The sequence below is a fragment of the Bacteroidota bacterium genome (assembly GCA_013360915.1).
Lineage (GTDB): Bacteria > Bacteroidota > JABWAT01 > JABWAT01 > JABWAT01 > JABWAT01.
The window spans coordinates 1-12874 of the sequence record JABWAT010000015.1; the positions used below are offsets into that span (position 1 = coordinate 1).

Genomic DNA, 12874 nt, shown 5'->3' on the forward strand with positions numbered 1-12874 from the left:
TAGGCCTGGAGTGCCACGAACGAGTTGAGGTACTCCGAAATCTGGTACACAGAGTTTATTGAAGTGCCGTATTACTATCGGGGTCTCAGGCTGGGCGGTTCCCGAGCGGAGCCGAGGGAGGGTGACTTTTTTGTGAAAAAAGTCACCCTGCGGTGCAAACCAAACTCGCAGTTTTGTGCAGAAGTTGAGGAAAAGGCATGATAAACCGGGCCCCTCGATAATCCTCATCCGGATGGCTTCCCCGACTTCATCGGGGTAAACTTTGGTCATTGAGCGCAGTCGAAATGCAGCCACCGGATTCGGCACACGGGGACTGTGTTTTACTGATTTCTGTTCACTGGTATTCCACTCACCACTCACCGATAAAATCGCACATCCACCTTTTCAACCGTGACGAGTCCGTGACTGCCGGCTTCTTCCATGAGGGAATCGAGTTGCGGAAGGAAGGATTGGATCCGGTCGGGATGATCGACGATTTCGATGAGCACGGGGAGGTCGGTGGACAGATCGAGGATGCCGGCTTTATGAATCTTGCTGGAGGCACCAAAACCCGCCTCGCCGCGGAAGACGGTGCAGCCTGCCAGATGGGCCGCCCGTGCCTGATTCAGAATGGTTTCCCACAAGGGATGGTGGTGAAGCGTATCGGACTCGCCGATAAAAATGCGCAGCAATTGAGCGTCACCGGTTTGCAACATGATCAGCCTCCTGCCGGACGGGCCAGCCAGATTCCGAGTATCACACCGGTCAGACAGAGCAGCACCGACCCGCCGGTGTTCAGGGCGGCCAGCAGATAATCGCCATTCCGCAGCAAGACAACCGTCTCCCAGGAAAAAGAAGAAAACGTGGTGAATCCGCCCAGAAAGCCGATGGCAATCAGCGGACGCCAGTAGGGAAACACCGGAAGACGATGTTCCATCCACGTGAGGAAAAATCCGATGATAAAGCTGCCCGCCACATTCACCAGAAGGGTTCCCCATGGAAACTCCGGACCCATCAGCCGGTTAACCCAGGACCCTGCCAGATAACGGGAAACCGCCCCGAGTCCGCCGCCAATGAAAATGGTCAGCAGCGTCATGATGGATCTCCTTCCTTCAGGTGCGGAAGCAGAAAGGCCAGAGCCCGTACCTCTGAGGCGTACATCGGACCCGGCTGAATGAATCCGACATGGCCGCCATGCGCCGGCATTTCCAGATGCAGGTAATCGGATCGCTCCGCCTGCTGAACGGGGAAACAGGGCGGGGCCAGAAACGTGTCATCGGCCGAACTGAAAATGAGAGTCGGACGGTTGATTTGGTGAAGTTCATGCCGGGAACTGGCGCGGTTCCAGTAATCTTCTGCATCCCGGAATCCGTGAATCGGAGCCGTGTACCGATCATCGAACGCACGGAAGGTTTTCACCTGATCGTATCCGGCCGATGAAATGCGATCAGGAAATTGCAATTCCTTCGCCTTCACCTTTTCACCCAGCATCCGCAGGAAGCGGATCATGAATAACTTATTCTTTGGTTTATCCAGTTCAATGGCCGAAGAGGTGAGATCAAGCGGAACGGAAATGGCCATGGCCGCACGGACTTCCGGCGGCACCCGATCGGATTGAACGCCGAGATATTTCAGCGTCATGTTTCCGCCGAGAGAAAATCCGACCAGACCGATGGACGAATACCCCTGCCGGATGGCGTGATGAATCACCGTTTCCAGATCGTCCCAGGCGGCGGAATGATACAGCCGGAATTGCCGGTTCATCTCACCCGAACATCCGCGGAAATTCCAGGCACAAGCAGAAACCCCTGCACCGGTAAACGCCCGTACCATTCCCTTCACATACGACCGGGTGGAATTGCCCTCGAGTCCGTGTGAAATAATAACCAGTTTCCGGTCGGAGACTTTGTACCAATCCAGATCGAGAAAATCATCATCCGGAGTGGCAATCCGTTCGCGGATGGGATCGGGAAGTGAAATTTTTCTGAAAAGCGACGGCCAGATGGATTGAACGTAGGGATTTCTGAGCCAGAATGGCGCCGGGTAGGTGGAGTGAATCAGTGGCATGAAGGAAGATAAAAACCGTGAAGGAGAAAACAGAATGCAGGAGACAGGTGTCAGGAGACATTATCCGGTGGCTGAGGTTCGACAGGCTCAATGACCGCTCGAAGCCACCGGTGGAGCCAGCAGCCAGCACCCAGCACCCAGAAGCCGGTGGCTACCTTTTCCCGACTTCATCGGGGTGAACTTTAAACTAAAGGACCGGCTCAATGACCAAGTCGATACCACCGGGCAGTGACTTAGCTAAAAGGATCAGTGCACAACCTCAGCTTTACATAATATCTTAGTTGCCATTGATTCTTTGATTCGATAGTATTGTCTGTACCAGTCATGGAGGTTCCAATGAATATTGAGGGTCTGACTAAACAGCAAATCACCCGGCTGCAATCGATCCTGAAGGGATTGAATACCTTTCCACCCATTTTTGGGGTTTATGGGGAAATCTGGTTTGCACTGAAAGAGGTTCTGATCAAGCGGGATGAACACTTTCCATTTAGAACTGAACCGGATTGCCATGCCTGGAATCCATTGATTGAATATGGACCTGCAGGTAAGAAACTCAGAAACTTTACCGATGGACAGGTAATTGACCTGGCATGGAAAATAGCAGCCGACAGAGGAGGGACTGAAATCCAGTACACCTATATGCGACGGGTGTGGGATCAGGAGGAACAGCAATGGGTCGATGAATGTCTGGATTTAACAGATCATGATATCGGATATCCGGCCAATACCATATCAAAAGAAGGCTTTGACCTGTGGTATAAGCAATAGCGGACCGGTCAGTTATCTAAAGTGATCAGGGCTTGCCTGCCTGCTCATGAGAATTCCGGATCGCTTCCCGGATGCTTTCCGGGGCGACAATGCGGATGTCGGTTCCAAATCCCATCAGCGACATGAGCAGTTCACGGGTTGGCCAGACTTTCAGCCGGAAGGTGGTCCAGTCATTATTCTTCTCCGGCAATTGGATTTGGGAATGATGCAATGGCTGGCTGATCAGGTAGGGGGTCAGATCAGGAGAGGCCTGAAATTCAATTTCCACTGGTTCATCATCCAGAACGGAAATGCCGAAGGCGTAGCGGAAATAATCAGCAGGCCGGAAATCGGTGGGTAATTCAAAGGTCTGTGAAGTCAGATCCACCCGGACAATCCGGTCGAGTCCGTAAATCCGCACTTTCTTCCGTTCCACATTCCGGGCAATCAGATACCACCGCAGCCGGTAAGATTTCAGCAGATAGGGTTCCACCATAAGAGAAACACCCGATTCATAGTCGAAGGAATGATAGCCGAGGGTAATCTGCTTCCGTTCTTTGATCGCCCGGTAAAGGGGTTCCAGCCATTCTGTGCCTGAAGCGACAGGATTGTGTTCAAACTGAATCACCGGCCATTCATCGGTGGCTTTATCCAATCCGGCGAGAGCCAGGGTATTGATAATGTCAGCATAATGACGGAATAGCGGTGTGCTGGCCAGTTGTGACAGAATGTCTGATGCAAACTTGATGGCTTCCAGTTCGTCGTTTTGCAAGGGCAGGGAACGGATTGAATACTCCGGATCGGTATAGTAGTATCCCTTTTCGGTTGCATGCCAGGCAATCGGGGCGCGATACCCGAGGGCTTCATCGAAGCGCATGGCATTCAGATCCTTTTCAACTGTTGACTTCGAAACCGGTATTCCCATGACCTCCAGGCATTTTGCAATGATGTCATCAATTCCAGGGTACTTTTTATACTTATTGGTCAGCAGATCGTCAATGATCCGGTAACGGATGATGGCAAATTTATTAGATGGCATGGTTCAGATTTGGGGTCTGGTTCGTAAATAGGTTACGGTTCGGTCTCCGACACTTACATGGTAAGAAGGAAATCCCAATAACTTCAACTTAAGTTGGCTGATTTGAAAAAGTTAAAACCCAAGTTAATGAAAAATTAACAATGGAAACAGGCTGACCTGTTTAAAGGAAAAGGGTCGGCTCTTACATTTAACCTCTTCACTTAAAACGAGTATATCATGGCAACACCACGGTTTCTTACCAAGTCCCGCTTCAAAATCGGACTGGAATGTCCGGATAAGCTGTATTTCGTGCATCATGCCGATCAATTTCCCAGTCAGAAGCTGGACGATGAATTCCTGCTGGCATTGGCTGAAGGGGGCTATCAGGTGGGCGAGTTGGCCAAGCTGAAGTTCGCTGGCGGAACTGAAATTACAGACCCGGGACACCTGAAACCGGTGGAAACCACACAGGCCCTGCTGGCTGCCGGGGATTGCACACTGTATGAAGCGGCTTTTCGTTTTAAAAACCTGTTTATCCGAGCAGATGTAATCGTAAAAACCGGGACTCACATCGATCTGTTCGAAGTCAAAGCCAAATCCTGGTTACCGGAAACGGAATTCTGGAATAAGGACCACTCAGCGATCAGAGGGGGATGGCAGTCCTATCTGTACGATGTGGCCTTTCAGGAATGGGTGATTCAGCAGGCCATGCCGGGATTCACCACTACACCACACCTGGTACTTGTGGATAAATCGAAACTGGCTGCTGCCGATCAGCTGAATCAAAAGTTCAGAGTACAGCGGAACAACGGACGGATTTCCATCCGGGTGGATGAGCAAAAACCGGTGGATACCAACCTGCTGGTGTCGTTAAATGTGTCACGCGAGGCCCAATTTCTGCGCAATTCTGATCTGACCGTGGGTGATCAGTCCCTTTCGTTTCCGGAGGCTGTTTTTTTATTGGCAGATGGATATGAGAAAGGGTCTTTCTTTAACCGGCCGGTTAACAGAACCTGTCAGGATTGTGAATACCGGGCGACGCCCGATCAGCGGAAAGAAGGAAAATCGGATGGATTTGAATATTGCTGGATGAAGAAGGAAGGATTTACCCCACCCGATTTTTTGAAACCCATGATTTTTGAAATCTGGAATTACCGGAAAAAGGATGATTTGATTGTGGAAAAACGATTTTTCCTGGATCAGTTGAACCGGGCCGATGTGGGAACCACAGATACCGGAGAAAGGCAATGGCTGCAAATTGAGAAACGGGCATCGGGCGACCAGACACCCTGGATCGATCATGACTTTCTGAGGCACGAATTTTCCCGTCTCACCTTTCCTGTTCACATGATCGATTTTGAAACCAGTTCGGTGGCCATTCCCTTTTTCAAAGGCCAAAAACCCTATCAGATGGTGGCGTTTCAGTTCTCGCACCATGTCATTGAATCGGATGGATCGGTTCGTCATGCCGGACAGTGGTTGCAGGATGAACCGGGCGTGTTTCCCAATTTTGATTTCGTCCGTGCGCTGAAGGCCGAACTGGACAAGGATACCGGGACCATATTCCGCTATGCGACGCATGAAAACACGGTACTGAATCAGATCAGAGATCAGCTGGAACAATCGGAAGAACCTGACCGGCAGGAACTCATTGATTTTCTCGAATCCATCACGAAGAAAAAAACCGGTAAAGAAGTCTATGAAGGCGAACGAAACATGGTGGATTTACGGGAATGGGTAGTGAAGGCATTTTATTCCCCGCTGATGAAAGGTTCGAATTCCATAAAAAAAGTGCTCCCGGCGGTCATTCATCATTCCAAATTCTTGCAGACTACCTATTCCGGCACCCGATACGGAACACAAATCCCCAGTCTGAATTTCAACGGACAGTGCTGGGTGGAACGGGATGAATACGGTACCATCCGGAATCCATACGATTTATTGCCACCGGTGTTTGAACAAGAGGATTTGCTGGAACTGGCCGTAACCGAAAACGGACAGTCGCTGGCCGATGGCGGAGCCGCCATGACGGCGTGGGCCAAACTGCAATTTGAAGACGTTCTCACAGAAGAACGCCAGCGGATCCGCCAGGGACTGTTCCGCTACTGCGAATTAGATACCCTCGCCATGGTGATGGTGTGGGAGTGGTTCAGGGAAAATGCGGTTGCAGGCAGTGCCTATTAAAACAACTGGTATATGAAAAGAGAGGGTGACAAATGAAAGTGTATTTTTCACATGGGAAAGAAAGTGGTCCTTGGGGTACAAAGATTACCAGACTTGCAGCTATCGCGATAAAGCAGGGTCATCAGGTAGAAAGCATCGACTATACGGATATTCCTGATCCGGATTCGAGAGTTGAACTTCTGTTGAATGTATTGAATCAATCAGTGGATGACTTTGCGCTGGTTGGGTCCAGCATGGGGGGATATGTATCTTTGGTTGCATCAGAGCGGGTTGAGGCTAAGGGGGTATTTTTACTGGCGCCTGCATTGTACATTCCAGGGTTTGAAAAACAAACTTACAGTAAGAGGACCCATGTAGAAATTGTTCACGGCTGGTCTGATGAAATTATACCGCCAGATAATTCAATAAAGTTTGCGAGGAGTGTGAGCTGTGCATTGCATTTAATTTCTGGCGATCATCGGTTGAACTCGTCCTTAGAAGTGATTGAAGGATTATTTCAGCAGTTTCTTTTCTTTCTGGCGCCTCACAAAATAGCAGATCGGACTGGCTGATGAATACAGCGTGATCATGACCATAAATGAAGCAAAATCTAAAAGTATTAAAATCTGTGCTCTTCCGGTGCAGGAGTTGGTTCTGGAGAGGAAGACATGTAAAACAGCAGGATGATAGACACCAAAGAATGTGGGCAGATACCGGGGATAAATGAACCATGGTATGGGAGTGGTTCATGGAAAATGTGTAAGTAAAATGGTAGATAATTTAATTTTTGAATACATTTAGAGCAGAAGTATTATTTGAACTATCTTGTTTTCGATTCATTAAACATAACTTCAAAGGTGAATATAAAATGGATTCTGAATTATCAATAACAGACATTATTTCGTGTGTTCCAGAGATAGAGAACCTTACTGTTAGATTTGATGAGTTCAATCCCCTTAAGGTACTTGGCGTAACCGAAGGAGAAATCAGACATTCAAATATCATTTCATGGTTATTGAATCCGAAATCGAATCACGGGTTCGGATCACACTTTTTTAAATCATTCATCAGAACTGTTCTAGTGTCAAGTGAAAATGAGTCTAATGAATCGGCATCAGATTTTTTGAAAAAAATAATATTAGGTGATTACACAGATATTCAAGTTCATAGAGAACTATCAAATATTGATATTTTTTGCATTTCAGAAAAAAACCAAATTGCCATAATTATTGAGAATAAGTATAATTCGGGGGAGCACAGTGATCAGTTAGCAAGGTATTTATCAAGAGCTAAGTCTCAGTATAGGGACTTCACTGTTATTCCAATTTTACTTTCCTTGGAGGGATTGAAACCATCCCAATCTGAGTACTTTGCGGCTTCTTATCAACAAATATTAGACTCAATTGAACAAGTCTTTGAAATATTTAATAGAAGAATACCTATTCCAATTCATGATTTTATCAAATACTATCAGACCATTATCAAGGAGAAAATTATGGGAGACCAAGCTTTACAAGATATCGCTCGTAGAATCTACAAGGATAATAAGACAGCTATTGACTTTATTTATTCAGTTGGAAATGCAATAGATATTTCAATAGCTGGTAAAAAGTTTTCAGAAAAGAGGGATAATCTTAAAGTTATTTGGGGAAACCCACTCTGGTTTTCCTTTGTGGATGTCGACTTTATTATCAAAAATAAAATGAAACATCAATGGGCAGGGGGAAATCCGGTCCAGTATTGGATTCAGCCAGTTGATAACAAACTTAAAATAGGTATAGAAGTCGGACCATTTGATAGTGGCAACGACCGTCTTTCATTTCTCCTCGAAATTGAGAGGGCTGGTTGCAAATTACGTCCATCATCCAAAACAGAAACCGGTGTTTTTACGCGTTTATATACCACAACTATTGATATAAAAGATTTCCATGATAATGATGAGTTGGAAGAAAAAATCCGAATACTTTATGAAAATACAGAACTAAGGAAAATTGCAGACTTTCTTAAAGAGGCCATTAAATCGCATAGTTCTTTTTGGTAATGCTAAAAAAGCATGACTACTAAGTAAATAAGACTATTCGGTCGTTTATGACAACCGATTTCAAGTCTCCCCCCTCACATCCATTACGGACAGGGCACAACACCTTTGTAAAAAAAAGGAGTGCCCATGGTCCATCCCGAAAACAACACCCGACACCATTACTGCCCTTCCTGTGACAACAAACAGACGTTCACGTTTAAGCAAATTGTGAATGCCGTCACCGAACCCGATCTCTTCGAGCGTATCGACAAGGGGGAACTCAATTCATTTATTTGCCAGCAGTGCGGAACAACGGTTAAAGTCCCCTGCGCCTGGTATCTGATAGACACCATGCATCAGGCGTATGCCATTGTGGTTCCCGAGGATGCACACGCTGACCCCATCTTTTACTTCGATTGGTCGGAATCCAATCTTCAGATGGAATTTGATCTCCAGAATACCTACAGGTGGAATATCCATTTTCAGATTTGCTTTGGCCTGGAACAGCTTCTTCAGTATCTCATTTTCAAAGTGGGATATGTGAACTTCCGGAAGGATATCCGCTCGTATTGCCAGACCATCCAACTGCCGAAAGCCTTCCGTGACCGCTTTTCCCGCTGGCCGAAACGCCGGCTGGAACGCCTGTATCGTCTGGCAATGATGTTACCAATGGCGATGATGCCGGAACAGGATGTTCATGCGCGACTCCGGGCCCTTGGAAACCATGTCCATCACGACTGCAAATTGAACCTGCCCGACTCGGATGTGCATCTGTCTGAACTTATCCGTGATATGCGAAAAACCGGCCTGCTCATGGATGTGGCCGGTCCCACCATTCTGCAACGAAATCCGGACTGGGTCGTGGAAGAAATCCCCGATGATCAGTGAACTGGAAATTCGGTCACTTTTACTCTCTCATCAGAAAACAGGAGACAAAAAACCATGTCAACAAACGAACACTTCGAGAACATGAAATCCACTGTGTCTGAACAGGACATTCAGAAAATTAATAACAACCTGGGACCGATGCAGCGCGGTCCGGTTGCAGATATCTGGGATAAGGTGATGGCTTTATGGCGGATGATTCAGGATCCGAATGCTCCCTGGGGAGGAAAGGCGCTGGCCATCGCTGCGCTGCTGTACCTGATTTCCCCCATCGATGCCGTGCCGGACTTCATCCCCTTTGCCGGGTTGATGGATGATGTGGGAATTATTTTATGGACGTTTGCCCAACTGGCATTGGATCTGGATAAATACACGAAGTGCAGATAATGACCGACAGCTCAGATACCATGCCGGGTGCCGTAAGTACCGATGACTGGATGAGACATCTTCCATCGGATGCAGGTACCCGTATTCTGGCAAGCCGGCCGGTGGTTATTCAATCGCTCACGTTTCTTCATGAAGTCTGGTTGTGGGAAGGGGTCATCGGGGAAAGTCTCATTATCCCGGTCACTTCTTTCGCAGAAAAATTCAGCTTGTTTGAGATCGAAACCCTTTGCCGGGAATCCGGATTGATCAACCAGTCCAGGAGTCTCACCTTGCAACAATCTGAGCCCGGCCTCCTGTTTCTGAATTTTAACATCAGATTATTGGAAGAGGAGCGGTAAGTTGCAACATTGAAGCAGGCGTTTTCTAATCTCTTCATTTAACAAGTTTTTCGACATAAACGATTGAATAGAACCGAAAGTACCACACATGTCAACATTTGAAATAACGCACAAGTCCGATAACGATAAAGTGTTTTCAGCCATTCAGGAGTTTGCATTTGAGTTCAGAAGACATCCAACTTTTTGGATGAAGGAAATAGACTATCAATGCGAATTGTATTCACGGTTGGTTGAAAAATTTCGGGGTGAGACAATCAGGAACATCGAACACACAGAATACCAGAAACAATGCGATATTAATAAGGGAATTTCGGTCAGACGGGTTTCGTGTGAGCCAAATATACCTGGTTTACACTATCAGTCCTACCCGGATATTGTTGTATGGAGGAATAAAGCAGAACAAGACCGTGACCTATTAAAGTGGACAAATCTGAAGCCGCAATTTATCATTGAAATCAAACAACGGTTTGGTTCTGAAGATTATAAATCAACCATGGATTACGAAAAGTACAAAGGGGAACTATCTGAGAGTGCGGACCACATTATTCTTCTCGATTTTGTTACCAAATCAAAGGGAGAGAATAAACCAGACGGGTTAAGTACTGACTGGAAAAAAATCGTGGATCCAGCAGATCTATTATACTATAAATTTAGGTGATTAGGGAATTTCCGGACCAAAGTGAATTTTACACAATAGTTGATACAAGTTTTCTTTTCTATGATTATATCTAAATTCCATTTCCTTTAAATACAATGGAAAGTTCTCTTTGCCTACACCATGATACTTTTGAAAGCGTTCTTTTGCAAAGGACCAAAATCCCTCAAGACCATTAATATGGATTCGTTTCTTTGCATACTCACGTGAATGATCAATTTTGTGATGTTTACCATAAAATTTCAAGGACTTATAGGATCGAAATTTATCTGTGAAGAAAACACTTCCTTTTTCAGTATGAGCAATTATTTCATTCAAAAGCGTTTGAGCTTCGACATTCTCTACAACCGTTGTGAAAACCTTACCCTTTCTTTCCAAAAGACCAAAAACGATGGTTTTGCCAGCAGATCCGCGTCCTCTGGTTCCCTTTCGATGGCCACCAAAGTAAGATTCATCACACTCTATTTCGCCATGAAGTTCCTGAAAGTCAACATCAATAAAACCAGCTATCTCTGCTCTCAATTGCTTAAATATCTTACTAACTGTTTTGTAATCGATTCCCAAATCCCTGGCCGTTTAATTGGCTGTAATTTCCAAGCAAAAGTAGTGAATTGCTGCCAGTTCATTTTTAAGACTCCTTGGACTTAATCGATGACCACAGTCGGAACATTTGAAGCGTCCATCACCAAGTATGTAAAGTTTTTGTCCCTTACATTTGATACACGTTTTACCAGAAATAATCTCATTTATATTTTCAATCATAACGCTGATAAGGTAACCCTTAGTCCGGAAATTCCCTAATCACCTAAATTTATATCGATTACCATCGAATCAAATTTGGATCACCTGAACATGAATGGAAGAAATGATTAATTTGTAAACTGCCATGGGTAGTTTTATTAACCTGGTGCCTGAGGTTCTCGAAGGCACCGGAATCGAGGGCATTGTGCCGGAAAGACCCTTGCCCCTTCGGGTGCCTCAGGGTCCGGGTTTTTTCGGTGGCTGCCCTTCCCCGACTTCATCGGGGTAAACTTAAAACTCATTACCACTCGAAGGCACCGGAAAAGAAATCACCACCTACCGGACCCTTCGAGAACCTCAGGGTCCGGTTTATACCGGAACCTCAGGGTCCGGGTTTTCACCCCAACCCTTTTGCCAACTCTTCCAATACCCGTTGCGGATCGTGACTTTCCCCCTGAATCGATTCCACATCCCGGTTTTCATCGAAAGCAGGAAAGGCACCCAAACCGCATGGATTCAGTAAATCGGAAAGTGTGGAAAACCGCGTGGCGAGCGGAACTGATCTCAACGCTACACCGCTGGTGAAATTCAGAATCTGATGGGCCAGTTTCAGTGGCATCAGAACCGGATCGGCCGGATTGTACCAATTGGTCACCGGCACACCCAACCGGTTCCGGTGATACGTCCAGTCAAGGACAGGAGCCGTACCAGACACTGCTCCGTTCACCAGATGCACCGACTGGATCCGGCAATAGCCAACGGTACTCAGAAATCCGGCAATCACGACTGTGCCCATGCTGTGGCCAACCAGATTAAACTGAACCGGCCGGTTGCCTGAGAGCTGAAAACCCAGTTGCCGTCCGGCTTCCCATGCTTTCAGGTTGAGGTCGGTGTATTCGAGAACCCAGGCACCGAGTCTCAGAAATGAGCTCAGAGACACATCCCGGATATCCGGATCAGGGAAATCAAGCTGGTTGTCCCAATCCAGATGGTACACCGGACCCGGCACCGCAGACGCTAGGCCAGACCAGACAGCCTGAGTGCCGTTAATACCGGGAATTACAATCGTTACCGGTGACCCATGCTGCTGATTCAGAGGAATCAGATGCGGGAAGGCATTGGGATCGGGATCCCAGAAAATTCCCTCGGGTTCATTCCGATCTTCTTCGGTAAAGTGAGTCAGCGGCCGGGGTTTTTCGGTTGGCTGCATGAAAGCTCCTTCGTCAGTTACAACAAAGGTCAGTCAACCACTCCGTAGTGGATTTGAGGAGAGAGAAAGGAGTCCGGATTCCTCCGGAGGGATCTACCAATTTCCCCTTTTCATGAACCCATACAGATAGCTTTTTGCTCCCATCAGATTGCCCGTATCCTCCACAAATTCCATGGAATCCAATGAGAATCCGCACCGGGAAAGCATATCATACACAGACAGACGGTCGGGGCGTTCCAACCGTAAAAACTGCTCCCTGAAGGCGGGTGATTGGTAGACAAAGATTTTTTTGGTCTTGAGATAATGAAATACAAGGTGCTCACAGTAGGTGTTTTTCTCAACACCGGTTTCGATATCAACCACGCTCTGATACTCACCGCAGGCCGGGCAGTAATTATCCAGATCTAAAAAATGATAATGGTCTTCCATTCGTTAATTCCTTTCTGTGCTGGCAGATGCCGGATAAAGATAAAAAGTACCAACGTAACCAATGTATGGTGTGAACGGAAAGTAGGGACCCGACTGGAAAAAGAACCAAAACCGCTCTCTGATCAAACCAATCCACCATCAACTACGCATTGAAGTCTACTGATTATCACCAATCATGGCGAAATGGATCAGACCATAAATAGGAAATGGAGTCAGCACCGACCTTGCCGGAAAA

Annotated in this window: 15 protein-coding genes; 8 read left to right on the top strand and 7 right to left on the bottom strand. The window is 46.8% G+C overall.

The window, feature by feature from the left end; genetic code table 11:
* Positions 1–356: 356 nt before the first annotated feature.
* The 3 genes from HUU10_12770 to HUU10_12780 are packed head-to-tail and all read right to left on the bottom strand — an operon-like array spanning position 357 to position 2046.
* The gene (locus HUU10_12770) at positions 357–695 is read right to left on the bottom strand and encodes a DUF190 domain-containing protein (GenBank protein NUQ82478.1); all 339 of its coding nucleotides are present in this window, start codon (positions 693–695) and stop codon (positions 357–359) included.
* A gap of 2 nt (positions 696–697) precedes the next feature.
* Positions 698–1075, bottom strand: coding sequence for a fluoride efflux transporter CrcB (gene crcB, locus HUU10_12775; protein NUQ82479.1), 378 nt, complete (start codon positions 1073–1075; stop codon positions 698–700).
* Positions 1072–2046, bottom strand: coding sequence for an alpha/beta fold hydrolase (locus HUU10_12780; GenBank protein ID NUQ82480.1), 975 nt, complete (start codon positions 2044–2046; stop codon positions 1072–1074). Before HUU10_12780 ends, crcB begins: the two co-directional genes overlap by 4 nt.
* Before the next feature lie 336 nt (positions 2047–2382).
* On the opposite strand from HUU10_12780, the gene HUU10_12785 reads away from it, so the two are divergent.
* Positions 2383–2814: a hypothetical protein gene (locus HUU10_12785; protein NUQ82481.1), complete on the top strand. Its 432-nt coding sequence runs from the start codon at positions 2383–2385 to the stop codon at positions 2812–2814.
* A gap of 25 nt (positions 2815–2839) precedes the next feature.
* Here the strand turns inward: HUU10_12785 and HUU10_12790 are convergent, their stop codons facing one another.
* Complete coding sequence (locus HUU10_12790; protein NUQ82482.1) at positions 2840–3832, bottom strand: WYL domain-containing protein; 993 nt, start codon at positions 3830–3832, stop codon at positions 2840–2842.
* 216 nt (positions 3833–4048) lie between these two features.
* Between HUU10_12790 and HUU10_12795 the strand changes: the two genes are divergently transcribed.
* From HUU10_12795 to HUU10_12825, 7 genes are all read left to right on the top strand, one after another.
* Positions 4049–5995 (top strand): DUF2779 domain-containing protein, encoded by a 1947-nt coding sequence (locus HUU10_12795; GenBank protein ID NUQ82483.1) that lies wholly within the window; start codon positions 4049–4051, stop codon positions 5993–5995.
* Positions 5996–6027: 32 nt separating this feature from the next.
* A complete protein-coding gene (locus HUU10_12800) occupies positions 6028–6546 on the top strand; it encodes an alpha/beta hydrolase (GenBank protein NUQ82484.1) in 519 nt (172 codons plus the stop codon).
* A 296-nt stretch (positions 6547–6842) separates the two neighbouring features.
* Positions 6843–8015: a PD-(D/E)XK nuclease family protein gene (locus HUU10_12805; protein NUQ82485.1), complete on the top strand. Its 1173-nt coding sequence runs from the start codon at positions 6843–6845 to the stop codon at positions 8013–8015.
* Positions 8016–8141: 126 nt separating this feature from the next.
* Positions 8142–8882, top strand: coding sequence for a hypothetical protein (locus HUU10_12810; GenBank protein ID NUQ82486.1), 741 nt, complete (start codon positions 8142–8144; stop codon positions 8880–8882).
* A 54-nt stretch (positions 8883–8936) separates the two neighbouring features.
* The gene (locus HUU10_12815) at positions 8937–9266 is read left to right on the top strand and encodes a DUF1232 domain-containing protein (protein NUQ82487.1); all 330 of its coding nucleotides are present in this window, start codon (positions 8937–8939) and stop codon (positions 9264–9266) included.
* On the top strand, positions 9266–9604 hold the full coding sequence (locus tag HUU10_12820; protein NUQ82488.1) for a hypothetical protein: 339 nt from the start codon (positions 9266–9268) through the stop codon (positions 9602–9604). The genes HUU10_12815 and HUU10_12820 overlap by 1 nt, the downstream gene beginning before the upstream one ends.
* A gap of 88 nt (positions 9605–9692) precedes the next feature.
* Positions 9693–10262, top strand: coding sequence for a hypothetical protein (locus HUU10_12825; protein ID NUQ82489.1), 570 nt, complete (start codon positions 9693–9695; stop codon positions 10260–10262).
* Here the strand turns inward: HUU10_12825 and HUU10_12830 are convergent, their stop codons facing one another.
* The 3 genes from HUU10_12830 to HUU10_12840 form a co-directional block, all read right to left on the bottom strand.
* Positions 10263–10823, bottom strand: coding sequence for an IS1595 family transposase (locus HUU10_12830; GenBank protein NUQ82490.1), 561 nt, complete (start codon positions 10821–10823; stop codon positions 10263–10265).
* A 574-nt stretch (positions 10824–11397) separates the two neighbouring features.
* Positions 11398–12210: a hypothetical protein gene (locus HUU10_12835; GenBank protein NUQ82491.1), complete on the bottom strand. Its 813-nt coding sequence runs from the start codon at positions 12208–12210 to the stop codon at positions 11398–11400.
* A gap of 93 nt (positions 12211–12303) precedes the next feature.
* Entirely contained in the window at positions 12304–12639 is a 336-nt protein-coding gene (locus tag HUU10_12840) for a hypothetical protein (GenBank protein ID NUQ82492.1), read from the bottom strand.
* Between the last annotated feature and the right edge of the window lie 235 nt (positions 12640–12874).